Here is a 26,222-nt window from a genome sequence, read left to right as displayed (position 1 = left end):
TCCAAGGTGATCGTGGCGATCAACAAGGACGAAGAAGCCCCGATCTTCCAGGTGGCCGACTACGGCCTGGTGGCGGACCTCTTCGAGGCGGTGCCCCAGCTTGAGGAAGAGTTGAAGAAAGTCCTCTAAAGGATTGTCTTCAAAGAAAAAAGGCGCCCAATGAGGCGCCTTTTTTTATGGCTTGTCAGGGTTTGCGCGCGACGTGTTGGCGAAGGCGTTTACGGGCTTTCTCCGACAGCACGGTATTGGCGAGCACATGGATGGCGCGATTGGTGCGCCTGACCGAGCGGTAGATCTGGCTGGTGGCTTCGTCATGGGTCATCCGGGCACGCCGGGCGTTTTCCTTCACCTTGTCACTGGACGAGAACCGGTCGATGGCCTCGAAGGTTACGGTGGTGATGGTGCGGTGAACCAGTTCGACGGCGGTGGTTCCCCCGGCGACGGTATCCTCCACCAGCTTGTTGCGATTCCTGACCTCCTGAAGGTCCATGCGGTGCTTCTGCACGATGCTGCGCACCCGTGCGTGGTGACTCTGAAGGCGGCGCAGCAATGCCTGGTTCCGCTGATAGTTCATAAGGGCGTAGCCGGTCAGCGTTGCCGCAGCGCCCAGTAACAGGTAACCGATGATCAGAGAGGGGTTCATGTTGGCTCCTAGCGGTACTCGATACTCATCTCGACGTCGATGTCGCGGGCGCGAAGCTCCTCATCCAGCTCTTTCATAACCTCCTGATACACCATCTTGGTGACCATCACCGGCAAACGGTCGGCCACCACCCGGGCCGACCGGCTTTCCCGCTTGGCGACACTGATCGGATCTACGACCCTTAGCGTAAGCACCATCTCCGGGTTGGATGGGGGCTCGTTCTGGTCGGTAGCCTCCATAAGTACCTGAAGCGTATGACGCTGTTCACGAACCTGCCAGAAAAGAAAGCCGGCAACCCCAATTAAGGCAATACTGAGCAGGAGCAGCAGGTAGTCCATTTGCAGTCTGACCTCCGCAGGTAGATTAAGCTGCTTGTGCAGCGTGGACACAGGCGCTCAGTTTGCAGCACTGATGCACCGAAACGATTGGCCGACGAGACGGATATAGGAGCATTTCGTGGTTTGGATCAAGGCTTTTGCCAGCGGGTTTCTGGCGACTCTGATTTTTCACCAGGGCTTGTTCGCCCTGTTCTGGCTGGGCGGCAAAGTGCCGGTACCACCCTTCAATCTGACTCCGGTGCCGCCGTTCGGAGTTCCTGCCGTGGTGTCTTTGGCCTTCTTTGGGGGTTTATGGGGTCTGGTTTTGTGGGGCATCATAGGACGCCTTAACCGCTTCGGGTTCTGGGCGGGCAGCCTGATTGCCGGCGCCCTCGGGCCGACGGCGGTGGCAATGCTGCTGGTGTTTCCGCTCAAGGGGCTCGAGGTGACGGCCCAGACCTGGGTTGGCGGTCTTGTTCTGAATGCGTTCTGGGGCTTCGGGGTAGCCCTGCTGATGACATTAATGACGTCCCGCGCGGCGCGAGCCGGTAACTGACCCGTACCCGACTGCGGTAATTTTCAAATCTGAGGATGATCCATGACCAATCCGGAGCAGACGACAGCCACGCTGGCCACTGACTATGACATCGTTGTGTTTGGTGCGACCAGTTTTGTGGGTCAGATCCTGACCCGTTACCTGGCCGACACCTACGGCGTCGGTAACCAGGTACGCTGGGCGATCGCGGGTCGTTCGCCGAGCAAGCTGGCCAGTGTTCGCGACAGCCTGGGAGGCAGCGCCAGCCAGTTGCCCATTATCGCGGCGGATGCCGGAGATGCAGTGTCTCTGGCAGCCATGTGTCGCCAGAGCAGGGTGATCATTTCCACCGTTGGGCCCTATGCCCTTTACGGGGAACCATTGGTCAAAGCCTGTGTTGAACACGGCACCGATTACTGCGACCTCACCGGGGAAGTGCAGTGGATCCGCCGGATGATTGAGAAGTACGAAGTGCAGGCCAGGGAGAGCGGCGCGCGGATCGTCCACTGTTGCGGATTTGACTCCATTCCCTCCGACATGGGGGTATGGTTTCTCCAGCAGGAAGCGGAAAAACGGTTTGGTCAGCCCTGTGAGGAGGTCCGGATGCGGGTTAAGGTCGCCAAGGGCGGCCTGTCCGGCGGCACTGTTGCCAGCATGATGAATGTGGCCAGGGAAGCCGCGGCGGACCCGGCTTTGCGCAAGGAACTGGCCAACCCGTTCTCTATCTGTCCGCCCGAGCACCGTTCCAGCAAACGTCAGCCCAGCCTGAAGTCCGCAGCCTACGACGAGGATTTCGGCGTCTGGTTGGCGCCGTTCGTGATGGCCGCCATCAATACCCGCATCGTGCATCGCTCCAATGCCCTGATGGGCGCGAGATATGGCAAGGAGTTCACCTACGATGAGGCGATGATGACCGGTAAAGGGCTGAAAGCCAGAGCGACGGCCTACGGCATCACCGGCGCCTTGGGAGGCTTCCTGGTGGCAGCAGCCATTCGCCCTTCCCGCTGGCTGCTTGAACGCTATGTCGTCCCCAAGCCGGGTGAGGGCCCCAGCCCGGAGGCCCAGCGCAGCGGCTTCTATGACCTGAGATTCATCGGGAAAACCGCCAGTGGTGAGGAAATCCGGACCAAAGTGACCGGAGACCGGGACCCGGGGTATGGCTCGACCGCAAAAATGCTGGGTGAAGCAGGTAACTGCCTGGCGTTTGACATTGCCAAGTCGGATAAGGAGGGTGGTTTCTGGACTCCGGCATCCATCTTCGACGGACAGTTGCTGGCGCGTCTTACCGCCAAGGCAGGGTTGACGTTCGAGGTGATCGAACCCCGCTAGGGGTTACCGGACAAGGTCGTTGCCCGCCTACAGCCGGACAATTCTGTCGAATCCTGGCAGGGCCTCGGGACCGTGCCCGAGGGCAATGACGGTCTTGCCGTCAAGCCAGGGATCGATGGCCCTGGCAATCCGCTCACGGCTGGCATCGTCCACCCCAGTGAACGGTTCGTCCAGCACCAGCAGGCTGCGCTGACTTAGCAAGGTTCTGGCCAGCGCAATTCGTCTCGCTTCGCCCCCGGACAGCTGGTGGCCATAGGCGCCCATCCAGGTGTTCAGTTGCCGGGGCAGGGCCGCAAAGCGGTCCGCCATGGCGACCGCTTCCAGTATCCGCCAGAGGTCCAGGTCCGATGCCTGCGGGTTTCCGATCAGCAGGTTGCTCTTCAGGGTATCGTCAAACAGCACGCTTGCCTGGGTAAGGTAGGCGCAGGGAGCGGCAGTTACCGTACCGCACGTGGCGGTCTGCAACCCGGCAATCAGATCGGCGATGGACGATTTGCCGCTGCCGGACGGGCCAACTACGCCGAGGCGATCACCCGCGTTAACCATCAGCGAATAATGTTTCAGCAATGGGGGCTGCGCGCCGAACCGCACGGTCACATCCGCAAGGATAACTGCGTGGTCGCCTGTACCGGCGCCGTCCGTGGCGGTCTGGATACCCTTGTCTGCGTGGTTGGAGGTCGCGCTATCACTGCCAGTGTCGCTGCCACAATCGCGGTTTAGCCGCCGTGCCGCCCCCAGCATCGCGCCCATTCGCCCGAATGCGTCGGGCAGGGTGCTGTAAATCTCGGCAAGCCCCAGCACCGCCAGCGGCAGCAGCACCACCACCGGCCCTGTCATGGCGTCGCGGTTGAACAGCCCCAGGCCAAACCAGAGTGCGGCTACTGCCGCAAGGTTGACGAGTACGCCACTGCCGGCCAGGTGCCAGCCAATCCGCTGGTCTGCGGTGGCCTGGTCCCGGGCTACCGAACCGGCGAGGCGACAAAGCCGGGCACCGTGTTTGCCGGCGCGTCCCGCCGCTGTCAGCTCTCCGAAGCCTTCCAGGTGTTCCACCACCGTTGTCCTTACCCGATCAAGGTCGTCGGCCCGCTTCAGCGTCAGCCGCTGGGTCCGCAGACTGACCAGCACGGTGGTCAGAATCAGTGCCAATACCAGCAGGCCGCCGAGTACGGCAGCAAGCTCCCCATCCCCCAGCAGCCAGGCTCCCCCAACCACCACACCCGTCACCAGCACGGCAAGTCCGGCGGGTGCAAGCAGCCGCAAATACAGGGTATCAAGCGTATCGACATCACTGGTCAGGCGTGACAGCCACTCGGGGCCCCTCAGCCGTGCCCGTGAAGCAGTATTGCTGGCCGACAGCCGGGTGAACAGGCGGATCCGGATGTCGGCCAGCAGGCGCAGCACTGTGTCATGGTTGTAGACCCGCTCGGCATAGCGGGCCACGGTACGGGTGACGGCGAACAGGCGGATACCGCCACCCGGTACATAGAGGTTCACATACGCCTGGACGCCGGCTGCCAGCATCAGTCCGGTAATCGCCGTAGCCGTCAGGAACCAGCCCGACAGCGCGAGCAATCCCATGCCGGCCAGTAACGTCAGCAGGATCAGCAGGGCGCCGGCAAGCAGCCGGCCGGGACGGCGAAGGATCAGGGCCAGCCAGGGTTTGAGGTCACGCATCCCGCACCTCCCCGTTATTGACCAGCAGAATTCGGTCGGCCAGAGTCAGCAGGGCCTGGTGGTGCGTTGAAAAGACCAGCGTCTTGCCAGCCTCCGCCAGCTGGTGCATGGCCTCCAGCACATACACCTCACTGTCGGCATCGAGGCCGGCGGTCGGTTCGTCCAGCAATACCAGGTCGTAGTCGGCAATGAACACCCGGGCGAGGCTGAGGCGGCGGGCCTGGCCCCCGGAGAGGCCGACGCCGCCTTCACTGACGGTACTGTGGATACCGGCGGGGCGGCTGTCGAGCAACGGACCGAGACCAACCCGGCGAAGCGCCGCCGCGATCGCGACATCTGATGCTTCGGGCACGGTCATCCGCAGATTGTCTGCCCAGCTACCCTGAACCAGGAACGGTGACTGGCTCAGCCAGCCGAACGGCCGGTTACCCGGTGGCTCGCCAAAAACCGACAACTCGCCCTGGTCCGGATGAATAAAACCCGCCAGCAGGTGGAGCAGGGTACTCTTGCCACCCCCGGACGGCCCGGTAAGCGCGACAATCTGGCCCAGCCGAATGGTGAGGTCCAGGCCATCAAGCACGGCCGGCTGGTGAGGATAAGCAAGGTGAACGCCGGTCGCCCGGATCAGGTCCGGTGACGCCGGCGCATCCGCCGCGCCGGATACCAAACACGGCTGCGGCCGGGGCGCCAGCCGGTCCATGCGGGCAAGTAACTCGCTGGCAGCGCCCAGTGCCGCTGCCCGGTCATGATAATGCTGCGACAACAAGCGGATCGGCTGGAAAAACTCCGGTGCCAGTAACAGGATAAACAGCCCGCTGAACAGGGTCAGCTCCGGCGAGGGACCGTAATTGATGTAGCCCAGCAGGCCAAAGCCGATATAGATGGCGACCACGGCGATAGCCACGGAGGCAAAAAATTCCAGGACGGCGGAAGACAGAAACGCCACCCGCAGGGTCTTCATGGTGATCCGGCGATAATCGTTCGATCTGCTGCGGAGGGCGTCGGTTGCGGATGCGGTCTGGCCAAATATCTGCAGGGTGGTCAGCCCCCGTACCTTGTCGAGAAACTGGCCCGACAAACGGCCGATCACCTCGAAATGCTGTTGGTTGAGTTTTTCTGCGCCCATGCCCACCAGTGCCATGAACAGCGGGATGAGTGGGGCAGACAGTAACAGGAAGATGGCGGCCAGCCAGTCGAGCCAGAACACCACCACCAGGATCATCAGCGGAACGATTGCGCTCAGCGCCAGCTGGGGCAGGAAACGGGCGAAATAGCCGTGCAGGGCCTCGACGTGATCCAGCCACTCCCGCGCCAGGGTGCCGGCGGATACCTCCCGCAGGCCGACCGGCCCGCTGCGTCGCCAACTGGTATTGAGCTCACGGCGCACCCGGGCCCGCAACGCGCGACTGCAATTGGCCGCGTAACTGGCCTGCAGCCCCTGGGCAAAGCCCCGCAGCACGATCACTGCGATCAGGGCCAGGAACCAGGGCAGCAGATCCGGGGGCGGAACCCGGTCAATAATGCCGCGGTGAACAATCGTCGCCAGCAAGCCCATCTGGATAATGGTGGCCAGCCCGGCCACCATTCCGGCGGCTACGGTCCGGGTAATCAGGGGGCGTCCGGTGCCCGCCAGCTGGCCAAGCCACGCCCGGGCGCCGGGGCGAGCCCCGGGCCGGGCGTCAGCTGCACCCTGGTTACTCACTCAGTGATAGCCCGCGTCGGCCCGGACCTTGCCGCGGAACACCCAGTAGGTCCAGGCGGTATAGGCCAGTACGATGGGAATGACGAACAGCAGGCCCAGCAGCAGGAAGAGCTGTGACTCATAGGCTGACGCCGCCTCCCAAAGGGTGTATTCCGGCGGCACCACGTAGGGCCAGCGGCTGACCAGCAGCCCCAGGTAGGTAAAGATGAAAAGCCCCATGGTGGCGACAAAGGGCATGCCCTCTGAGCGGTTGCGAACCGAGCGGAAAATCTGCCAGGCGCATAACAGCGTCAGTACCGGTAAGATCCAGATAACACTGAGGTTGGAGAACCAACGCTCACGCACCAGGTCGTCCACAAAGGGTGTCCAAACACTGATGATAGCGAAGATCACCAGCACACCCAGCAGCAACGGTGTGGTAATGCGATAGGCCCATTGCTGCAGGTCGCCCTCGGTTTTCAGGATCAGCCAGGTCGATCCCAGCAGCGCGTAGCCCGCCAGCATTCCCAGGCCAGTCAGCACCGTAAAGGGCGTCAGCCAGTCCAGGGCGCCGCCCACGTAAACTCCGTTGGCGGTTTCGAAACCCTGGATGTAGGCGCCGACCACCGCGCCCTGGGCAAAGGTGGCGACAGTTGAACCACCGGCAAAGGCCCAGTTCCAGAGGTAGCGGGAGGTCCGGGCCTTGAAGCGGAACTCGAACGCGACACCGCGAAAGATCAGGCCAGCCAGCAGCAGGAACACGCCAATGTACAGTGCCGGCAGGAAGATCGTGTACACCAGGGGAAAGGCGGCCAGCAGGCCGGCACCGCCCAGCACCAGCCAGGTTTCATTGCCGTCCCACACCGGCGCCACCGAGTTCATCATGGTGTCCCGGGCCTGCTCGTTGGGAGCAAACGGGAAGAGAATGCCGACACCAAGGTCAAAGCCGTCCATCAGCACATACATGATGATGCCGAAGCCTATAATGAATGCCCAGATCAGGGCCAGATCGAACAGTTCCATAATCAGTGACCTCCCCGGGTGGCTGGCTGGTCAGCGTTGGCTGACTCGTTGCCTTCGTCGTACTCGAACGGAACGTGCGTTGCCGAGAGCGGTCGCATGGGCCGGTCACTTTCCAGGTCGTGCTCCTGTTCCGAGCCTTCCAGCCCTACGTACAGCACCCGCATCAGGTAATAGACTCCGGCGGAAAACACCATGGCGTAGACCACGATGTAGCCGATCAGGGTGAACAGCGCCATGCCGCCGGTAAGTGACGGAGTGACGGCTTCAGCATGCGTCATCAAGCCGTAGACCAGCCACGGAGAGCGCCCGACTTCGGTGACAAACCAGCCGGTGAGCACCGCGACAAACGGCGCGATACTCATAAACCGGAGGGCCTGCAGGAACCAGGGTGTACGCCAGTAACGACCACCCGCCCGCAAGACCAGACCCGTCAGGGCGAACAGGATCATCAGGGTGCCGATGCCCACCATGATGCGGAACGACCAGAACACGATCGCCACCGGGGGCTGTTCTTCCCGCGGCACCTCGTTCAGGCCGGGCACGACACCATCCCATTCGTGGGTCAGGATCATACTGGCCAGGCTCGGAATACCGATTTCGAAGTGGTTGGTCTGGTTTTCCTGATCGGGTATGGCAAACAACAGCAGTGGCACATTGGAAGAGGTCTCCCAGTTACCCTCCATGGCGGCGACCTTGGTGGGCTGGTGCTCCAGGGTGCTCAGGCCATGGAAATCGCCCACCACCAACTGGGCCGGGGCAATGAACAACAGCAGCCACAGGCACATGGACAGCGCCTTGCGGTTGGCCTCCACCTCACGGCCCCGCAGCAGGTACCAGGCACTCACGCCTGCCACCACAAAACTGCCGGTAAGGAAAGACGCCAGCGCCATGTGCATGAAGCGGAACGGGAATGACGGATTGAAAATGGCCTCGCTCCAGGAGGTGACATGGAAAATGCCGTCCCGCAACTCAAACCCGGTCGGGGTCTGCATCCAGCTGTTGGCAGAGAGAATCCAGAACGACGAAATAAAGGTCCCGGTAGCCACCATGATGGCGGAGAGCAGGTGAATGCCCGGTGGAACCTTGTCCCGACCAAACAGCAACACCCCCAGGAACGCCGCCTCGAGGAAGAACGCCGTGATCACCTCATAACTCAGAATGGGCCCGAGGAAATTGGCCGAGGCCTGGGCAAAGTTGCTCCAGTTAGTCCCGAACTGGAAGGACATGACGATCCCCGAAACCACGCCCATGCCGAAGACCACCGCAAACACCTTGGTCCAGAAGCCCGACAGTTTGAGCCAGACCGGGTTGCCGGTTTTGAAGCCCAGAGCTTCAAGCACCGCGATGTAGGAAGCGAGGCCGATCGTGAAGACCGGAAAGATGGCGTGAAATGACACCACGAACGCGAACTGGATTCGCGATAGTAAGAGAGGATCGAGTTCCATTGGAACCTCCGGTAATCGGTTACACTGGATACATACAGGCGAACACAGCGTGCCCGCCCGGCCGCTGCCTTATATCGTTTGTATCTATTGTTATTACCGGCAGATGATTGCAATCATACGCTGATAATGCGGTAAACCGGTGAGACCGAATGTCGCAGTTGGCGTCCTGCTCACAGCCTCGGGAATGATTATGGTCGATATCAAGGAAATTTACGAAGAACGGCTCTTGCCGCATATCATTGATAAGGCTTGCTCCATGGGCCAGATCATGAAACTGCGGAGCCAGGTGGTCCCTGAAGCTCGCGGTATCGTCCTCGAAGTGGGCATGGGCTCCGGCATCAACCTGCAGTTTTATGACCGTGCCAAAGTCGACCTGGTCTACGGGCTCGAACCCTCCACTGGCATGCGTCACAAAGCCCGGGCGAACCTGGACCGATCCCCGGTGGCAGTGGAATGGCTGGATCTGCCCGGTGAACAGATTCCCCTGGCCGACAACTCGGTGGACACCGTGTTGCTGACCTTTACCCTGTGCACCATCCCGGACTGGCAGGCTGCACTTGAGCAGATGGCCCGGGTACTCAGGCCCGGCGGCAGATTGTTGTTTCTTGAACACGGAGAGTCGCCGGACAGCGGCATCAACAAATGGCAGCACCGCATCACCCCCGGCTGGAAAAAACTCGCCGGCGGCTGCCATCTCAACCGCAACATCAGCGAACTGATCGGTAGCGCCGGGTTTGTAGTGGACTCCCTGGAAAACTTCTACGTCCCCAAGGCGCCGAAAATTGCCGGTTACATCTACAAGGGCCGGGCACACCTGCCGGAATAACCCCCGGCCCCAGGCAACCGCAATTGCGTTAGCGGGCAGGGCCTTATACAATCCTGCCCCTCAAAACCTCCCTCCGATGCCCGGATGGTGAAATTGGTAGACACAAGAGACTTAAAATCTCTCGACCGCAAGGTCGTGCCGGTTCGATTCCGGCTCCGGGCACCATTCCGTGTTGTTCCAGTAATCCGTTGCATACCCCCCACACCGACCTTCGGCTAACGCCACCGTCACCCCGTGCTATGCTTTAATGGCTCAAGCATTCAGCTGAATCGGTTTTAAATCAGCGCATTAACCTCCAGGGCGGGCATCAGGTGAGTGACGATTCCGGGGTGCATGTTATTCGGGTGCATCTTTCCAGTATTTCCCAGCTCTTCAACTCCCTTGATCCGTCGCCTTTTGTGGGGCGGGATCTGGATGTGAATGCCGAGTCGTTCATCATGGAATGGGCGGAAGAGCATCCGGCGCGGGGGGCATTCCGGCTGGAGATTCTGCTCAACCAGTGCGATGACCTGGCGGCGGCGCGGGATCGGGTGGTGCAGGCGGTGCATGCTTATTTTCTGGAGCGGGAACAGTTGGCGCGGCGGGACTTCCGGCGGCTGATGGGGGAGGGGCGGCTCAGCCTGGCCATCGGCCTGGTGTTTCTGGCGGTGTGTCTCGGCGTCAGCCGCGCGCTGGAAGCCCACACTCCGGGCAGCGGGTTACTGAGCCTCGTCAGCGAGAGCCTGTGGATCGGTGGCTGGGTGGCGATGTGGCGGCCGCTGGAGATTTTTCTGTATGACTGGTGGCCGCTGCTGCGGCGGATCCGACTGCTGCGCCGGCTGTCGGTGATGGAGGTCCATCTGCAACGGATCGCCGGGGCCCCCAGTGAAAAACGATAACGACAAGGAGACTCAACAATGACCAGCACGACGGATTCTTTGATCCTCCGGTATACGGAGAACGGCGTTACCACACTGACCCTCAATCAGCCTGCCAGCCGCAACAGCCTGTCCATGGCGATGCTGAGGGCTTTGTCGGCGGAGCTGGAACAGATTGCCGGTGACGGCATCACCCGGGTGGTGGTACTCACGGCCCAGGGGCCGGTGTTTTGCGCCGGCCATGATCTCAAGGAGATGCGTGGCAAGTTCGACAGCGAGGCGTTCCAGCTCGAGTTGTTTGAGCAGTGCAGCAAGGTGATGCAGCAGGTGGTCAACCTGCCCCAGCCGGTGATTGCGCGGATTGCCGGCGTGGCTACGGCGGCGGGTTGCCAATTGGTGGCAAGCTGTGACCTTGCGGTGGCCACGACGGCGTCGCGCTTTGCCACCCCCGGGGTGAACATCGGTCTGTTCTGTTCCACTCCGATGGTGGCGCTGTCTCGCAATGTTTCCCGCAAGCATGCCATGGAGATGCTGCTGACCGGAGAAATGATCAGTGCGGAACGCGCCGAGCAGATGGGGCTGATCAACCGCGTGGTGGAGGAAGAGAGCCTGGATGCGACGGTGTATGACCTGGCGCGGATCATCGCCTCCAAATCCGGCCACACCCTGAAGGTCGGTAAAACGGCGTTCTACCGCCAGCTGGAAATGGGCCTGGCGGAAGCATACAGCTACACCTCCGAGGTGATGGCAAAGAACCTGCAGGCCGAGGATGCCCAAGAGGGCATCTGTGCCTTCCTCGACAAGCGCGATCCGCAATGGAAGGACCGCTAACCGCCCGTAGATGGGCGGGGAGCGGTGCCTGGAGTAGCTCTGGGATGGCGTAGTAGTTGCGCTGAAGTGGATTTATAGCCCGAGCTTAAAGCGCGCTGCGGGGATGCAGGTTCACCTGGAACGACGGCGACGCCCAGCCTGCAACGGGGCCCGGGTGGGCTGGCAATGGTTCACCGCCGATGACGGCCCTGGTACCGTCGCCATAATGCAGCCAGGTCTCGGTGGGGACCGTGCCGACCGGTGGCCGCGAGTAGTCGCAGACGCCATCAGGGAAGATCTTCGCCACTTCCCTTGCCAGGGCCTCCGGGTCATAGGTGCCGGTCAGCAGGTTGGCGGGATAGTCCGCCGGGTCCACCGGTCTGAGTGCGCACTTGTTGTTCAGGGTTTCTATGCTGTCGCCCGCCACGGTACGCGGTGTGCCAAAGCGGGTTTGCACGATCAGGCTTTGCGCCGCGACGACCTCGTCGGTAATCGGGCTGAGCACATCGGTAATGACTGACGGTAATCCCAGCGCACCGAGATCAAGGCCACAGACTTGTCCGGTCACCACGTCCACGATCTGCCCGAGTGCCGCCGGTGGTCGGGGGAGGGCTGTCATGTCCGGCTGGCTCCAGGTCGGATCCGGGGTCAGCAGGTTGCCGGTGTAAGGGACGAACGGGCCGTATTCACTGAACACCGACGAGACCGGCAAGCAGCGGTCCCGGGCTTCGATGGGCTTGTTGGCAATCACCTTGTCATTGATGTCGGCGTCGCTGCCGTCAGTTTCGATCCCGGCCAGCCAGGCATCCATCACGTACAGGGCTTCGGTGGTAAAAATGGTGTCGCCGGCCAGCGGAAAGGCGCCGTACCAGATGGTGTGGTTGCGGGCATGGCCCTGGGCTTTCTCAAGGCGGGCACGGGTTTGCCAGGAGTGGTAGGCATCATGGGCGATGCCGGGGTCCGGCCCCCGCAGATCAATAATCGGCACGTTGGCCAGGTTCTCAGCGGTGTTGATGGCACCGGTGCGGTAGGCGTTGGTCAGCGCCTGCAGGTCGGCGCTGGTGCGATGGGCCTGGTAGTCGATATCGACATCGAAACCGCCAATCTCGCGGTTCACTGCGAGGAACTGGTCGGCAGTGATCAGCCCCTCCTGTAAAGCCCGCAAGCCGTACTGCACGCCAACGTTATCCAGCGGAATGCCACCGAAGCCTCTCGCCAGCAACTGCTCGTTGGGTGACCAGACTTCCGGTGGCCGGGTGCCAAACTGGGTGGCCATGTAATCAATCAGACCGCAGCGCAAACCGTCCGGTCGCGTTTCCTTATGATAGGTGTCAGCCTTGCCATTCAGGCCAGGGCAATCCTCTTGGTCCGGGTAGGCGGAGGGAAAGAAGGCCAGGTCCGATACCACCGGATTGATTGGCAGGTGGCCATAGAGGGCGGGCCATTGCAAGGCCAGGTACTCGGAGGTCAGCAGGGCTTCAACAAACCCGGCCAGGTCGTCCGGTGACTGGGGCACCTGGTTGCCGAGATAGTTGTTGAGCAGGTTGTAATCCGCAAACTGGGTCGCGGTGGTCCAGACATCGGGGTAGGAGCACTGGACAATCAGGCCCTGGTAAATCCCCGGATAGGCGTTCGCAATGTGTTGCTGGGCAATGGCGCCGCCGGAACAGCCGGTACCGATGGCATAGCGGATCGGACCGTAGTGTTCAATGATCCGCTCCTTGGTCATCACCAGCGACTCGGCAGCGGTCACCAGGTTCACGTTATGGCCGAGGTTGGCCTGGGCTGTAGACAGAGTGACGAAGCCGCGCGCCAAGGCTACCGAAATACTGTCCCCCAGCAACACCTCGAAGCCATCGGGTGCGGTGCCGGCAATGTCACCGTTGGGCGGATTACCCATGCCGTAGCTTACCCCCACATTGCCACCGTGGTGAATCAGCACCTTGCCATTCCACTGGGGTTGCGGCGTTACACCGCTCCAGTCCCGGTCCGGCTGGTAGAGCGCCATGATCTGGTAACGATCGCGGTTCAACACGCCCCGCTCAATGCGGACGATGAAGGGCGTGGTTACGCCGTGATCGGTAGTTACTGTGGCGATGTCCTCCGGCGGCGGCGGATTACCGGGATCGTAGGGCACGAAGGCATCGGGAATACCGGGAGCCTGTGGATCAAAGTTTTCCATGAACCGGGTGAAGCTTGAGGCCGGAACATAACGGATTTCATATTCCGCCGGCTGGTTACACTGGTCGTCGACGGCTGCCGGGTTGGTGCAGGTCCATGGCTGTACCTGGGGGCCGGAGAATACCGGTCCGCCGGCCGGGTGGTTGGTGATGGATGTTGCAACGGTGCCATTGCCGGGCAAAACCAGGCGCAGCTCATTGGCACCGACGGCAAGGCCCGTCAGCAGTGCCCGGCTGGTGCCCGGACTGCCGGGCACAGCCATCAGTCCGGCACTGACATCGCGGCCGTTAAGCAACAGCCTGGTGCCGTCCCGGTCTTGCGGGTCCGGAATATTCACTTCAATGAGAGCGTCGCCGGCGCTGACCAGGTCCGGCCGGTTCGAGAGCACGCGAAGGCTTGCCGTGCCGGTTTCGGTTGACGAATCCCGGTCCTGTTTGTCGACTTCCTGGCCGACAACCGGTTGCGGACTGCTGGTTACTTCGCTGTCGCCACCGCCTCCGCAAGCGGTAAGACCGACCGCGATGGCGAGGGTAAGGGCTCTGGTTCTGGTGTCCATGAGGGGCTCTCTTTTGTTGTTATTTCTGTCCGGGTGCTAGGTCCCCCGTGATGAAATAAGAACAAAAATACCGGCCTGGTACTTTGACCGGATGGACGGCAGGCTATGTCATTGCTGTGAACCCGGTCACATCATTCCGGCAGCAATTGACCGGATTAGCGGCCGCAGGTCCGCGGATCTCGACTGAACCGGTCGCCGGTACGAATGTTGTGGTCCTGGAAGAACCCCTGATTCACTTCCAGTGCCTGGGTGAAGGCAGTCCCGGCCGGGTAGGAGGGGCAGCCGACACCGTTGCCGGCGCGGCAGGGGTACATCTGGCGAATGGAGCGGATGACTCCCGCGTTATCGATGTAGGCAATGTCGAGGGGAATCAGGGTCTTGAACATCCAGAAGCCGTGGTCGGGGGCTCGCGGGCTGTCGTAGACAAAGAGCATCCCCGCATCCGGAGCCAGGGTTTTCCGCCCCATCAGGCCGGTCTGGCGTTGCTCGTCGGTCACCGCAACCTCCACCTGCAGCGGGACCACGCGCCCGTCCGTCAGCAGGCAGGCTGCCTCGATCGCCAGCGCTGGCTGCGGCTGGCCGTCCGAGGCGTCCGCCACCGTACAGCCGGCCAGCGCGACCATGGCGACGGCGAGAGCGAGGCTCCGGACAGCTGCGCGGGCAGTTCGCTGCAGGCTCATGAGCGCAGCCGGTACCCCGTCTTGAAGATGTACCAGATGGCGGTCAAACAGGCGGCCAGAAAGGCCATGGTCATACCCACGCTGATGCCCACATGGATGTCCGACACACCATAGAAGGCCCAACGGAAGCCGCTGATCAGATAGACCACCGGATTGAACAGGGTGATGGTCTGCCAGACCTCCGGGAGCATATCAATGGAGTAGAAAGTACCACCGAGGAAGACCAGCGGTGTTACGATCATCAACGGCACAATCTGCAACTTCTCGAAGCCGTCCGCCCAGATCCCGATGATGAAACCGAACAGGCTGAAGGTTACCGCGGTCAGTACCAGGAACGAAAACATCCAGATCGGATGGAGAATGGTGTAATCGACGAACATCCGCGCGGTCAGCAGAATGATGATCCCCAGGATCACCGACTTGGTGGCGGCGGCGCCGACATAGCCCAGCACTACTTCCACGTAGGACACGGGCGCAGAGAGCACTTCGTAGATGGTGCCAGAGAATTTCGGCATGTAGATCCCGAAAGAGGCGTTGGAAATGCTCTGCATGAGCAGCGACAACATGACCAGGCCGGGAATGATGAAGGCGCCGTAGTCGATACCGTCAATGTTGCCCATGCGGGAGCCGATCGCCGACCCGAAGACCACGAAATACAGGGATGTCGAGATCACCGGTGAGGCAACGCTCTGCATCAGCGTGCGCCACATGCGGGCCATCTCGAACTTGTAGATTGCTCGAACTCCATACAGATTCATTGCTTACTCCAGCAAGGCTGTGACGTCATTCGTGAACCAGGCCGACGAAGATCTCCTCGAGGGAGCTTTCGCGGGTCTGCAGGTCGCGGTATTCGATGCCCAGGTCGCCCAGTTGGCGCAACAGCCGTGCCACGCCGGCCTGTTGTTGCTGGGAATCGAAGGTGTAGATCAGCTCGTAACCATCTTCGGACAGCTCGATGGGCTCGAGCACAAGTTCACCGGGAATCGCCTCCAGCGGCTGCTGGAGCAGCAGGCGAAGCTCCTTTTTGCCCAGCTTGGCCATCAACTGATCCTTGTCTTCCACCAGGATAATCTGGCCCTGGCGGATGACGCCGATGCGGTCGGCCATTTCCTCGGCTTCTTCAATGTAGTGGGTTGTCAGGATGATGGTAACGCCGTTGGCCCGCAGGCCCCGGACCATCTCCCACATATCCCGCCGCAGCTCGACATCGACGCCCGCTGTGGGTTCATCAAGAAACAGGATGCGGGGTTCGTGGGACAAGGCCTTGGCGATCATGACCCGACGCTTCATGCCGCCAGACAGCGACATGATGCGGTTGTTGCGCTTGTCCCACAGCGACAGGTCGCGCAGGACCTTCTCGATGTGTTCGGGCTTGGGGGGCTTGCCAAACAGGCCACGACTGAACGAGACCGTATCCCAGACGGTTTCAAAGGAGTCGGTATTCAGTTCCTGGGGCACCAGACCGATACTGGCGCGGGCCTCGCGGTACTCGCTGACAATATCGTGGCCGGCAGCTTTCACCTCGCCGCTGGTCTTGTTGACAATGCCGCAGATGATACTGATCAGTGTGGTCTTGCCGGCACCATTGGGGCCGAGCAGGGCGAAGATCTCCCCCCGCCGGATTTCCAGGTTGATGTCTTTGAGGGCCTGGAAGCCACCGGCGTAGGTCTTGTTCAGATGCTTGACGGATATGTCCGGCTGCACGGTGCTGTCCTGTTGCTGGTGATTTGAAGCGCGGTATTTTCTCACGTGAGCGCCGTTTTGCGGAACCCTGTTAGTACGTATTGCGTGGCCATCGGGTTTGTTTTGCTGATGGTAACGGCCATAATGCCCCGGTCGTCGGGGGAGAGATCATGTTATACCGTGCCATTGCTGTTGTTGCATTGATTGTCGGCCTGCTCGCGTTTGCTGTGCTGGGCCCCCGCTGGCTGACGTCCGACAAGCCAGGGGATCCGTCGATGGCCCCCATGGCGGAATGCCGTGTGATCCAGGGCCCCTGTGAATGGCAGTCCGATGGCGCCCGCTGGTCGGTTCGCCTCGCCCGCATCGGTACGGCTGGCGAGGGCGAGCGGCTCCGGCTTGAGGTGGTCACCGATGCCCGCCCGCAGCGGCTGCTTGCCGTGCTCCGCGGTGAGTCCATGTACCTCGGCGAGTACCCGGTTGCTCTGAAATCCGGCGCGGCGGAAGGACGCTGGACGGCGACTTTCGTGGCGCCCTTCTGCACCATTGAGCCGGATATGACCTGGCGACTGGATCTGCAGGACGGCACCGAGGCATTAACCGGAGCGCCGTTCAAGCTGGTGTTTGCCGCCTCCGGCGAACACTGAACCGTTGATTGCCGCCGGCCGCCATCAACAGGTCGGCATGGTCTGCAGGGCAAGGCGGCGGCGAATGTAGCGTGACAGCGCATCGATGCCGATGTTCAGTGCTGCCGTCAGCAGGATAAGCACCAGGGCGCGGTCAAACTGGATATTCTGGATGGCGCTGTCGACATAAAAGCCGAGGGTGTAGATGCCCAGAATCCCCAGTATCGCGGTTTCCCGCATGATGATTTCCCACCGGTAGAACAGGAACGCCAGAAAACCCCGGTAAACCCGCGGCACCAGCTCGTAGCTGTAGCGGTTGAACCCGGCCGGGGCATCCGGCCGCAGGCGGATACCGTTGGTCTGACGGCCGATCAGGTGACCGATAATGCCGCCATTATGTAAGGCCAGCGCCACCACCGCCGGCAGCATCGAGGGGCCCCACAGCTGCAGCAGGATGTAGGCCAGGATGTATTCCGGGGTCGACCGCGCTATCACCAGTGCAACATGGCCGGAAGTGCGGCGTACCGGGCCACCGAAGTGGGTTGAGATCAGCGGGAATGCCAGCAGGGCAAGGAGTCCGGTGGCGACCAGGGCAATCTGGGTCAACAGCAGGGTGTTCCAGATACCCGGAAGCGCCTCGCTGATCATCAGATCACCAAACCAGCTGCCAAGCGCGGTGAGGCCTTCGTTATTGCGGAGCGGCGCGGGCACGATGTCCTCGGTAAAGAAGCGCGCGACATTGCCCCAGACAATCGGCAACCCCTCGCCCAGGAAGAAAGGCGCAGCGACCAGGTAAAACGGCAAGGCCTTGGGGCGGACCCACAGCGGCATGGTGGCGATCAGCACGTAGAACAGCACGAGCATGGCGCCCGCCTCGGAATAGAGCCCCTGGGAAAACGACGTTTCCAGATAGAAGCCCAGGGTGGGGAGCCCGACAAAGCCGAGAATCGCACTGGATCTCAGACCGCATTCCAGTCGGTAAGCGGTGTAGGTGCGTAACTGAACCCAGCAGTCCGGAATCCGGGCGAACAGAAATGTTGCCACGGCACCGGTACCTGGCGGCAGCAAGCGGGCCGGCTCGGGGTCGGCTTCATCGAGGATTTCCGAGTACACCTTGGCAAAGATGCCGGCGTAGGGAATGGCGATGGCAAGCACACCGGTGAGTGGGTGAAAGCCGAAGAACTGCAGGAAGATCAGTGCCCAGAACAGCTCGTGGATCGCCCGGATGAACGCACAGAACATCCGCACCGGGTAGGCCTTGTACACCAGTGCCAGAATGAAGCCGAAAAAACTGCCCAGGGCAACGCCGACAAACGCGAACGCGATGGTGCGGAGCAGGGCGGTGGCGAGGCCTTCGGTGGAGAAAAAGTCCGGGGTTACCACGCCCAGGAAAAAGCGCCCCAGATCCCGCCACGGATTGGAGGTGGTAATGGCAATGTCGGCAAAGACCAGCCCCGCCAGTGCCACGGCGACAAACAACAGGCTGACTCTGACGGTTGGAGATGCAAACATGGGTTGCCGGTACCGGGATCAGTAGAGGTTGAGGATGTCGTTGGCAGACAGCCGCTTGCTGCTTTCGTCCAGGGCCACCTGGCCATCCTGGATGCCGATGATCCGGTTACAGTATGCCAGTGCCATCTCCACATCATGAAGAGCGATGACACTGGTCTGGAAACGTTCGCAGAGCAACGTCATCACCTTATGGGCCATGGGGCCGTCCAGTGCCGAAATGGGTTCATCGGCCAGCAGCAGGCCGGCATTGCGATAAATGGCCCGTCCAATTGCCACCCGTTGCCGTTGGCCGCCAGACAACGACGCCGTCGGAACCCAGAGCTTTTCCTTCATATCCAGACGTTCAAGCAGGCTGCGGATTTCCTCGCGGTCCTTGCGGAATGGCCGGATCAGGGTCAGCGCGTTGTACCAGTTGGCATGTTCGTCCAGTCGCCCCATGTAAATGTTATGGAACACCGGGAGTGCGTTGACCAGCCCCAGTTCCTGGGGCACCAGCGCGGCATGGCCGGCAACCCGCTGGTAGATGAGCTTGATCAGCGTGGATTTGCCGGCACCGCTTTTGCCTACCAGGGCGACTTGCTGGCCCGCTTCCACCGTCAGGGAGAGCGGGCCGATAACCCGCTCGCCGCCGAACGATGCGGTTAATGCCGTAAGGTCGAACCCTGCCATCAATCGAGTATTCCGATCTCTTCGGCCACCTTGCGGATCGGCTCGTAGTCCGCGTTGGATGCCGGGATGAAGCCGGAGCGGGGGAAGCTTTCCAGCAGCGCCGGATCATCCAACTCCAGCAGGGCCTGGCGTACCCGATCGGTGAAGCCTTCGCCATACTGGGCGTCCACGTCGCCGCGGATGGTCCACTGGTAGTCCGGGTAGGTGGGGGTTTTCCAGATCACCCGAACCGCGTCGGTGTCGATGGTGCCGTCGGCCAGTTCCTTTTCCCAGACCTGGAAGTTGAGTGCGCCCACCTCGTAGGTGCCGGCTTCAACCAGGCGAATGGTGCGGCTGTGGTTGCCGCTGAAGCCCACCCGGGAAAACACCTCCTCGGGCGCTTCACCGAACGTTTCACGAATGTGGAATTCCGGCATCAGACGGCCGGAGGTGGAGCCCTTGGAGCCGAAGGTGAAGGTCTTGCCACGGACATCGTCCGTTAACTCGTCGGATGGTTCCAGGCCCGTCGAGGTGTTGGCGATAAAGTAGGTCACAAAAGCCTCGTCCTCAACGCCCTGGGCAAGCGCCTGGGAACCGGGCACCAGGCCGCGGGCCTGAACGCCGGAGAGGCCACCAAACCAGGCCAGCTGGACCTGATTGTTGCGGAAGGCGGACACCGCCGCTGCATAGGACTTCACGGGGATGTAGCGGACATCTACGTCCAGCCGGCTTTCCAGGTACTCCGCAACGCCGCGGAAGCGCTCCACCAGTTTGGTTTCGTCTTCATCCGGAATGGCGGTAAACACGAACGTCTGCGCCATGGCGGAGGCAAACGGAGTGGCAATGAGGAGAGCGGAAAGCGTGAATTTCCGTATCAGCTTGAGCGACATGATCTTCCCTTGAAGTATTAACGAACGATGATTGAATGACAGAGAGGGACTGTCTGAAGTGACTATGGCAGGATACCCTGAAACCGAGTCATTATGAACTCGTATACGCTCTGACAGGGCTGTCGGGTTACCCGTAACAACAAATTCCATCACAAGCCATCCAGACAACATGCACATCACTCTGATAACACCGGCGCCGCCCGGTTCCCGTGCAGGCAACCGGGCCACTGCTGAACGCTGGGCCCGCCTGCTGACTTCCGCAGGACACCACGTACGGGTGCTGACAGAACCGGATCCGCAAGCAGCCGATTTGTTCATTGCCCTCCATGCCTGGCGCAGCCACGACGCAGTTTGCCGGCTGAAGGCGGATTTTCCGGACACGCCGCTGATCGTCGTGCTGACCGGCACCGATATCTACCAATTCCAGCACAGTGCTCCGGCGCCTACCCTGGAGTCAATGGCGCTCGCTGACATCCTGATCGGCTTGCATGATCGGGTGGCGGCGGACATTCCTGCCGAATATCACCCGAAGCTGATGACCGTCCTGCAGTCGGCGGATCGGCAGCGCCATGACCCCGGTACCGGTGATGACGGCGGCTTCGATGTCTGTGTGATCGGCCACCTGCGAGAGGAGAAGGATTCGTTGCGGGCCGCCCGGGCGGCACGGCTGGTCCCTCCGCACTCCCGGTTGCGGATCCTCAATGCGGGTAAGGCGCACAATCCGCAGTGGGAGGCCATGGCACGGGCCGAGGAGGCCGGCAATGACCGTTTCTGCTGGCTTGGTGAGCTGGATCAGGCCGCAGTGAGAGGGTTGATGCAGCGTTCCCGGCTGATGGTCATCAGTTCGGTTATGGAGGGTGGTGCCAACGTGGTGTCGGAGGCCTGCCGTGCCGGGTTACCGATTCTGGCCTCCAATATCCCAGGCAACCGGGGGCTGCTGGGCGACGATTATGCGGGCTATTATCCGCCGCAGGATGAACAGGCGCTTGCCCGTCTGCTGTGGCGCGCGGAAAGCCAGCCGGCTTACCTGGCCGGCCTGGCGGATCAGGTAGCCGAACGGGCGACGCGTTTCACTCCGGAAGCGGAACAGGCGGCCTTGCTGGCCGCCGTTAATCGCGCAAAGGTCAGGCCCGCAGGATAATCGGCTCGATGGCTTCCCCCTGGGGGAGAATCCGACCGATGATTGCGGTGTGGGGGTAGCCAAGGGATTTCAGCTCCGCCACACAGGCTTCCGCCTTGTGGGCGGGAACGCTGGCCAGCAGACCGCCCGCGGTCTGGGGATCAAAGATCAGCGGGTAGCGGGGATGTTTGATCCAGCGTTCCTGCTCACGGATACCGCGGCGAAGGCGGATATTGGCCGGTTGCAGTGAACTCAGGATGCCGGCCGCGGCTGTCTCCTCGGCGCCCGGCAGTACCGGGATGGCGGTCAGATCCAGTTCGGCATCCACGCCGGACGGGCGGGTCATCTCCACCAGGTGGCCCAGCAGGCCAAACCCGGTAACGTCGGTACAGGCCTGGGAACCATAGCGACGCAGGCAGGCGGCGGCACTCTGGTTGGACTGCATCATCGAGGCCAGGGCACTGTCGATCCAGCGCCCCTTGGCAGCGAGCCGGGCATGGGCGGCAAACAGCGTACCGGTACCGATCGGCTTGGTCAGGATCAGCGCGTCACCGGCCCGCAGGCCGCCCTTGCTCATGATCTGGTCCGGGTCGATCAGCCCGTTGACGGCAAAGCCCAGTGCCAGCTCCTTGCCTTCGCCGGTGTGGCCGCCGACCAGGGCGCAGCCGGCTTCGTTGAGGACGTCAACGGCGCCCGACATCATCTGGAAGACAACATCCTCGACTTTGGATTCAATGCCATAGGGCACTGTCGCGACGGCAGTTGCACTCTGGGCTTCGGCACCCATGGCAAAGATATCCCCCAGGCTGTGGTTGGCGGCAACCCGGCCGAATATGTAGGGGTCATCGATAAAGGCGCGGAAGAAATCCACCGTATGAACCACCGCCTTGCCGGGGGGAACACGCAATACAGCCGCGTCGTCCGGTGCGTGCAATCCGACGATGATGTCATCCCGCTCGATGGGTTTGAGTTCGCCCAGTGCGCGGGACAGTACGGTGCTGCCCACCTTGGCGCCACAACCGCCGCAGCGCATGGCCACGGCAGAAATGGCCTGTGCCGCCTCTTCCTTGCTCTGTGCCGCCGAGGTGTCCGGCAAAGTTGCGGATTCTTCCATCGCCGGCAGGTCGGTGAACTTCTTCATGAAGCGGCGATCTATCCAGTCCTTCCAGCGCCACACCAGGCGGCCGGCATGGGCAAATTCGCCGCGGGAAGCCACGGCGTACTTGTCACCGGTACTGATCAGTGCCAGCCACTTCTTCTGGGGATGGAACGGCTTGGGTGCCTGGCCGAGAGCGGCACGGCGCAGGTTGTCCGCCAGTGGCCGCCCCTGTCGCACCGCAAAGACCCCGGCTTTTTCCCGCGGGTGGTTGGTTACGTTGGCGATATCGCCGGCCGCGAAGATAGCATCATCGTTCTCCACTTGCAGGGTGTCGCGTACCCGGAGGAAGTTGCCTTCATCAAGGGCGAGGCCGGTGTCTTCCAGCCAGCGCGGGCCTCCGGCGCGGGTTACCCAGAGGACTTCGTCCACCGCCAGGCTGTCGCCGGCTTCGGTGGTCAGCCGCTGGGCCTCCACCTTGACCACCGGTGAACCGAGGTGGACGCGGATGCCGCGCTGTTTGAGCTTGCGGGCAAACTGCTCGCGCACTTTGGGGTTGTGCGTCGGCAACAGTTCGGTGGCAGCGTCAAACAGGTGGAAGTGGAGTTCGCCGGCGTCATCGCCACGCTTGGCAAGCTCCTTGCGCAGGCGGAACTGCATTGCCAGCGCCAGTTCCACGCCACCGGCACCGGCTCCGACGATGGCGACGGTCATCGGTCCCTGGTGATTTTCCAGGCGGGCGAGCAGGCCGAGCCAGCGATTGTTGAAACCGTTGATCGGTTTGACCGGGACGGCGAATTCACTGGCACCGGTGACATCGCGGACCCTGGGCGAGGAGCCTATGTTGATGGACAGCAGATCGTAGGGTACATCGGGCCGGTTACGGCAGTGGACCCGTTTCCGGCTACGGTCGATGCCGATGGCTTCGTCCCGATAGAAACGGGCCCCGGCGTATTCGGCGAGCTTGCTCAGATCGATGTGAACATCGTCGTAGCTGTAGTGACCGGCTACGTAGCCGGGAAGCATGCCGGAGTAGGGCGTATGGGTGTCGCGGCAGATCAGGGTCAGCCGGACACCCGGCACAGGGTTCATCGCAAAGCGCTTCAGAACCCCGACATGACTGTGACCACCACCAATCAGGACGATGTCCCGCAATACAGGCTGTTCGGTCGTTCGCATCAGAGCAGTTTCTTGGCTTCAGAGGACCAGTTGGCAAAGCCTCTCATCTTGGAAAACCCGGCGAGTTTTTCCTGCTCGGCGGCAGAAGGATTGGCGATCTGCTCGATCGAGGTGATTCCGGCTTCCTGGAGTTTGCTGGCAGTCGCCGGGCCGATGCCCTTCACGCGAGTGAGGTCGCCCTTGTCATCAGGTTTGGCTTTGGCCGGTGCCTTTTTGGTTGCGGGCTTTGCAGCCGCAACTTTCTTGGCGGACTCGGCTTTTGGGGTTTTCGGAGCCTTGGCTGGCTTGGTTGCAGCCGGCGTTTTGGTGGCAGCCTTGGGTTTTTCCTCCAGGGCAGCCTTGGCGGCTTGCTGACGCTCTTTCTGGGAAATGCCCAGGCGATCGAGGATGGCGTCCTGCAGGTCGTGGAATTCCTTCAAGCGGCGCTCGAATTCCTCGTTGAAGCGTTTCATTTCACGCTCACGAAGGTCGTCCATTTCCCGCAGCAGTTTGCGAACCGGATCCTGAACCTGGTTCTGCAGAGTGTCGAACTGTTTGAGGGCATCATTGATGAGGCTCTCAATCTGGGAGGATGTACGCTCGAATTCCTTGTTCACCTTCTTGACGATCTTTTCAACACTGGGCTTGTTCTTCTTCGCCATGATGGGCGTCTCCTGAGAGGTGCGATGGTTTCGTTACGAGGTCTACGGATGGTGCGGGCTTTTGGCTTTCACGCCAGGTTCCTGAGGTTGGCTCCCGATCCGGAGGAGCGCCGGGAGCGCAACGACTGCTTTTTACTGACGACCTCGCGAATACGCTGAAGCTTCTCTCCGAGAGAGTCGCTGATTGATGGTTCAGTTTTAATAAAATCAATCGAGTAGAAGAAATTGCTACAGTGTTTTCTACGCTCGGTGACGAGACCCGAAACGCCTTCAGCATGAATGTTCTCGAACGGCATGTTCATGATGAGGTCGAGAGTCAGCGTATCGCCGGGGGTGAACACCTTGTCGGTTTTCAGCACACAACCGAACTGGTCAAGTTCGAACAATCTGGCTTCGACGACTTCCTTCCTGAACAGTCCGTGACGGATGCGGAAGCGTGCGATGAGGTCGGGTAAAGCTTCGTTCATGAACGTCTACTCTGCTATTGCGTGCTGCCCCCGCATCTGAAACCCCTGGCGGGAACATTGCCGGTTTTCCCGGCAACCTTAGGTTAAACCATAGACAGCCGGATGCCTTTTGGCAATTGGCTCAACTCAATACCGTACACCCCTCAGGCGCTACATCAACTTTCCTGAGGGGCGTTTGGAGTCAGATTACTTGGTTCTGACGTCGTACATGTCGGTGCGCCGGTCTTTCAGGTTGGTCACCGAACCTTCATTTCTCACCAGTTTCAGCTTCTCGAGGTCCATGTCGGAAAACATGATCATCTCGGTATTGGGCGTGGTTTCAGCCATCACCGCATCGTGGGGAAAGGCGAAATCCGACGGTGAGAACACCGATGACTGGGCGTATTGTACGTCCAGGTTTTCTACCTTGGGCAGGTTTCCGACACTGCCGGTAATAACCACGTAGCATTCATTTTCAATCGCCCGCGCCTGGCCGCAATGACGAACCCTGAGGTAGCCATTCTTGGTGTCCGTCCAGAAGGGCACACAGATAATATCAACATCCTGGCTGGCGGCAATCCGTCCGAGTTCCGGGAACTCGATATCGTAACAGATCATGATCGCAACCCGCCCGGCGTCGGTTTCAAACACTTCGAACCTGTCACCGCCCTCAATGACCCAGTCGCGGCGTTCGTGGGGGGTAATGTGGATCTTGCGCTGTTCGTCCACCCGGCCGTCGCGATGACACAGGTAGGAGACGTTATACACCCGGTCATTTTCCAGCAGGGGCATGGAGCCGGTGATGATGTTGATGTTGTAGCTCACCGCCATCTCCGACATCTCGTTCCGGAACTGTTCCGTGAACCCTGCGAGGAAGCGGATTGCGCGGGTCTGGTCCATCTGGTCGGTGAGGCCCATCAGCGGAGCGTTGAAAAACTCCGGGAACAGGGCGAAGTCACTTTTATAGTCGGATAACGCATCCACGAAGTATTCCACTTGCTTGAGGACTTCCTCAACAGAGTGGAATTCCCGCATCTGCCATTGCACCGCGCCCATCCGGACCTGGCTCTTCTTGACGTTCAGCACCGACGAGGGCGGGGTATACAGGATGTTGTTCCATTCCAGCAACGTCGCATAGCCAAGGGATTTCTTGTCCTCGGGCAGGTACTTGTGCATCAGGCGGGTGACCTGGAAGTCGTTGGAGAGCTGGAAGCTCAGGATCGGATCGTAGATTTCCTTGCGGTCCACCCGCTGGATGTACTCTGCAGGCGAGTACTGGTCGGAGTATTTGTGGAAATTGGGGATGCGTCCGCCGGCAAGTATTGCCCGCAGGTTCATCGACCGGCATAGCTCCTTGCGGGCTTCATAGAGCCGGCGCCCGAGCCGGTAGCCCCGATATTCCGGGTGAATGAACACATCCAGGCCATAGAGCGAATCCCCTTTCGGGTTATGCCAGATTTTTTCATTCCGGAGAATCAGGTCGTCGTAGGTGTGCGGGTTGCTGAATCGCTCGTATTTGACGCACACGGTCAGGGCGACAGCAATCAGCTGGCCGGAGTCCTCGATACAGATCTGGCCATCCGGGAACTGCTCCACCAGCGCCTTGATTGTCTCCCGTGGCCAGGAGCCACCGATGTCGTCATAGATTGAGTCCATCAGTTCCTGGAGCTGGTCGTAATCCTCCAGGGTCAGGTTGCGGAGATTCAGATGCAGTTCTTCATGGGCCATAGAGAAAAGGCTCCCCTGTCCTTTGAAATACGTTGGTGCTGCCGGCCTCTCCGGAGAGTTACGGTCCGGCCCGGGTCACGGTTCAAAATCTTAACAGAA

Annotated in this window: 24 protein-coding genes, 1 tRNA gene and 1 pseudogene; 9 read left to right on the top strand and 17 right to left on the bottom strand. The window is 61.0% G+C overall.

The genetic code is table 11. The features are described 5' to 3' along the window. Nucleotides 1–129: pseudogene (locus CLH61_RS02985) on the top strand (electron transfer flavoprotein subunit alpha/FixB family protein); the annotation flags it as partial. A 55-nt stretch (nucleotides 130–184) separates the two neighbouring features. On the opposite strand, the gene CLH61_RS02980 reads toward CLH61_RS02985, so the two are convergent. After that, the gene (locus CLH61_RS02980) at nucleotides 185–643 is read right to left on the bottom strand and encodes a hypothetical protein (RefSeq protein ID WP_099613196.1); all 459 of its coding nucleotides are present in this window, start codon (nucleotides 641–643) and stop codon (nucleotides 185–187) included. 8 nt (nucleotides 644–651) lie between these two features. Then, nucleotides 652–981 (bottom strand): hypothetical protein, encoded by a 330-nt coding sequence (locus CLH61_RS02975; RefSeq protein WP_099613195.1) that lies wholly within the window; start codon nucleotides 979–981, stop codon nucleotides 652–654. A 118-nt stretch (nucleotides 982–1,099) separates the two neighbouring features. Here CLH61_RS02975 and CLH61_RS02970 point away from each other — a divergent pair, with 118 nt between their 5' ends. Continuing rightward, the gene (locus tag CLH61_RS02970; RefSeq protein ID WP_099613194.1) at nucleotides 1,100–1,516 is read left to right on the top strand and encodes a hypothetical protein; all 417 of its coding nucleotides are present in this window, start codon (nucleotides 1,100–1,102) and stop codon (nucleotides 1,514–1,516) included. A 42-nt stretch (nucleotides 1,517–1,558) separates the two neighbouring features. Then, nucleotides 1,559–2,824: a saccharopine dehydrogenase family protein gene (locus CLH61_RS02965; RefSeq protein WP_099613193.1), complete on the top strand. Its 1,266-nt coding sequence runs from the start codon at nucleotides 1,559–1,561 to the stop codon at nucleotides 2,822–2,824. A gap of 27 nt (nucleotides 2,825–2,851) precedes the next feature. Here CLH61_RS02965 and CLH61_RS02960 read toward each other — a convergent pair whose 3' ends face one another. Genes CLH61_RS02960 through CLH61_RS02945 form a run of 4 tightly spaced genes read right to left on the bottom strand, consistent with a single transcriptional unit; the run spans nucleotide 2,852 to nucleotide 8,647 of the window. Continuing rightward, nucleotides 2,852–4,498, bottom strand: a complete 1,647-nt coding sequence (locus CLH61_RS02960; RefSeq protein WP_099613192.1) for an amino acid ABC transporter ATP-binding/permease protein — start codon at nucleotides 4,496–4,498, stop codon at nucleotides 2,852–2,854. After that, a complete protein-coding gene (gene cydD / locus CLH61_RS02955) occupies nucleotides 4,491–6,200 on the bottom strand; it encodes a thiol reductant ABC exporter subunit CydD (RefSeq protein WP_099613191.1) in 1,710 nt (569 codons plus the stop codon). The genes CLH61_RS02960 and cydD overlap by 8 nt, the downstream gene beginning before the upstream one ends. Continuing rightward, nucleotides 6,201–7,202: a cytochrome d ubiquinol oxidase subunit II gene (gene cydB / locus CLH61_RS02950; protein ID WP_099613190.1), complete on the bottom strand. Its 1,002-nt coding sequence runs from the start codon at nucleotides 7,200–7,202 to the stop codon at nucleotides 6,201–6,203. It abuts the gene before it with no gap. A 2-nt stretch (nucleotides 7,203–7,204) separates the two neighbouring features. Next, nucleotides 7,205–8,647: a cytochrome ubiquinol oxidase subunit I gene (locus CLH61_RS02945; RefSeq protein WP_099613189.1), complete on the bottom strand. Its 1,443-nt coding sequence runs from the start codon at nucleotides 8,645–8,647 to the stop codon at nucleotides 7,205–7,207. Nucleotides 8,648–8,837: 190 nt separating this feature from the next. Here CLH61_RS02945 and CLH61_RS02940 point away from each other — a divergent pair, with 190 nt between their 5' ends. The 4 genes from CLH61_RS02940 (at nucleotide 8,838) to CLH61_RS02925 (ending at nucleotide 11,161) form a co-directional block, all read left to right on the top strand. Further along, nucleotides 8,838–9,473, top strand: a complete 636-nt coding sequence (locus CLH61_RS02940) for a class I SAM-dependent methyltransferase (RefSeq protein WP_228152508.1) — start codon at nucleotides 8,838–8,840, stop codon at nucleotides 9,471–9,473. Between the two features lie 78 nt (nucleotides 9,474–9,551). Beyond that, nucleotides 9,552–9,638: transfer RNA gene (locus CLH61_RS02935), tRNA-Leu, on the top strand. Between the two features lie 146 nt (nucleotides 9,639–9,784). Beyond that, on the top strand, nucleotides 9,785–10,351 hold the full coding sequence (locus tag CLH61_RS02930; RefSeq protein ID WP_099613188.1) for a hypothetical protein: 567 nt from the start codon (nucleotides 9,785–9,787) through the stop codon (nucleotides 10,349–10,351). 18 nt (nucleotides 10,352–10,369) lie between these two features. Next, nucleotides 10,370–11,161 carry an enoyl-CoA hydratase gene (locus CLH61_RS02925; protein WP_099613187.1) on the top strand — a complete coding sequence of 264 codons (792 nt, stop codon included), beginning with the start codon at nucleotides 10,370–10,372 and terminating at the stop codon, nucleotides 11,159–11,161. An 85-nt stretch (nucleotides 11,162–11,246) separates the two neighbouring features. On the opposite strand, the gene CLH61_RS02920 is transcribed toward CLH61_RS02925, so the two are convergent. The 4 genes from CLH61_RS02920 to CLH61_RS02905 all read right to left on the bottom strand — a co-directional run bounded on the left by CLH61_RS02920 (nucleotide 11,247) and on the right by CLH61_RS02905 (nucleotide 16,261). Beyond that, the gene (locus tag CLH61_RS02920; protein ID WP_099613186.1) at nucleotides 11,247–13,877 is read right to left on the bottom strand and encodes a DUF6351 family protein; all 2,631 of its coding nucleotides are present in this window, start codon (nucleotides 13,875–13,877) and stop codon (nucleotides 11,247–11,249) included. A 155-nt stretch (nucleotides 13,878–14,032) separates the two neighbouring features. Next, nucleotides 14,033–14,557, bottom strand: a complete 525-nt coding sequence (locus CLH61_RS02915; RefSeq protein WP_228152507.1) for a DUF192 domain-containing protein — start codon at nucleotides 14,555–14,557, stop codon at nucleotides 14,033–14,035. Further along, a complete protein-coding gene (locus CLH61_RS02910) occupies nucleotides 14,554–15,315 on the bottom strand; it encodes an ABC transporter permease (protein ID WP_099613184.1) in 762 nt (253 codons plus the stop codon). Before CLH61_RS02910 ends, CLH61_RS02915 begins: the two co-directional genes overlap by 4 nt. A 25-nt stretch (nucleotides 15,316–15,340) precedes the next feature. Next, on the bottom strand, nucleotides 15,341–16,261 hold the full coding sequence (locus tag CLH61_RS02905; RefSeq protein ID WP_099613183.1) for an ABC transporter ATP-binding protein: 921 nt from the start codon (nucleotides 16,259–16,261) through the stop codon (nucleotides 15,341–15,343). 149 nt (nucleotides 16,262–16,410) lie between these two features. On the opposite strand from CLH61_RS02905, the gene CLH61_RS02900 reads away from it, so the two are divergent. Beyond that, nucleotides 16,411–16,884 carry a hypothetical protein gene (locus tag CLH61_RS02900; protein ID WP_099613182.1) on the top strand — a complete coding sequence of 158 codons (474 nt, stop codon included), beginning with the start codon at nucleotides 16,411–16,413 and terminating at the stop codon, nucleotides 16,882–16,884. Nucleotides 16,885–16,908: 24 nt separating this feature from the next. On the opposite strand, the gene CLH61_RS02895 is transcribed toward CLH61_RS02900, so the two are convergent. The 3 genes from CLH61_RS02895 to CLH61_RS02885 are packed head-to-tail and all read right to left on the bottom strand — an operon-like array spanning nucleotide 16,909 to nucleotide 19,913. Next, complete coding sequence (locus tag CLH61_RS02895) at nucleotides 16,909–18,375, bottom strand: PhnE/PtxC family ABC transporter permease (protein ID WP_099613181.1); 1,467 nt, start codon at nucleotides 18,373–18,375, stop codon at nucleotides 16,909–16,911. An 18-nt stretch (nucleotides 18,376–18,393) separates the two neighbouring features. Then, the gene (locus CLH61_RS02890) at nucleotides 18,394–19,044 is read right to left on the bottom strand and encodes an ATP-binding cassette domain-containing protein (protein WP_099613180.1); all 651 of its coding nucleotides are present in this window, start codon (nucleotides 19,042–19,044) and stop codon (nucleotides 18,394–18,396) included. Then, nucleotides 19,044–19,913, bottom strand: a complete 870-nt coding sequence (locus tag CLH61_RS02885; protein WP_099613179.1) for a putative selenate ABC transporter substrate-binding protein — start codon at nucleotides 19,911–19,913, stop codon at nucleotides 19,044–19,046. The genes CLH61_RS02890 and CLH61_RS02885 overlap by 1 nt, the downstream gene beginning before the upstream one ends. Nucleotides 19,914–20,082: 169 nt before the next feature. Here CLH61_RS02885 and senB point away from each other — a divergent pair, with 169 nt between their 5' ends. After that, nucleotides 20,083–21,054 carry a selenoneine biosynthesis selenosugar synthase SenB gene (gene senB / locus CLH61_RS02880; protein WP_099613178.1) on the top strand — a complete coding sequence of 324 codons (972 nt, stop codon included), beginning with the start codon at nucleotides 20,083–20,085 and terminating at the stop codon, nucleotides 21,052–21,054. Here senB and selD read toward each other — a convergent pair. The 4 genes from selD to CLH61_RS02860 form a co-directional block, all read right to left on the bottom strand. Then, nucleotides 21,038–23,308: a selenide, water dikinase SelD gene (selD, locus tag CLH61_RS02875; protein WP_099613177.1), complete on the bottom strand. Its 2,271-nt coding sequence runs from the start codon at nucleotides 23,306–23,308 to the stop codon at nucleotides 21,038–21,040. The two genes, senB and selD, sit on opposite strands and share 17 nt — an antisense overlap. Then, complete coding sequence (locus CLH61_RS02870) at nucleotides 23,308–23,949, bottom strand: helix-hairpin-helix domain-containing protein (protein WP_099613176.1); 642 nt, start codon at nucleotides 23,947–23,949, stop codon at nucleotides 23,308–23,310. The genes selD and CLH61_RS02870 overlap by 1 nt, the downstream gene beginning before the upstream one ends. 68 nt (nucleotides 23,950–24,017) lie before the next feature. Next, a complete protein-coding gene (locus CLH61_RS02865; RefSeq protein ID WP_099613175.1) occupies nucleotides 24,018–24,416 on the bottom strand; it encodes a hypothetical protein in 399 nt (132 codons plus the stop codon). 186 nt (nucleotides 24,417–24,602) lie between these two features. Then, nucleotides 24,603–26,123 carry a bifunctional GNAT family N-acetyltransferase/carbon-nitrogen hydrolase family protein gene (locus CLH61_RS02860; protein ID WP_099613174.1) on the bottom strand — a complete coding sequence of 507 codons (1,521 nt, stop codon included), beginning with the start codon at nucleotides 26,121–26,123 and terminating at the stop codon, nucleotides 24,603–24,605. Nucleotides 26,124–26,222: the final 99 nt, after the last annotated feature.

The sequence above is a fragment of the Marinobacter profundi genome, assembly GCF_002744715.1.
Classification (GTDB): Bacteria; Pseudomonadota; Gammaproteobacteria; order Pseudomonadales; family Oleiphilaceae; genus Marinobacter; species Marinobacter profundi.
The sequence above is the reverse complement of the archived record's forward strand: the minus strand, read 5'-3'. Positions and strand labels throughout refer to the sequence as shown.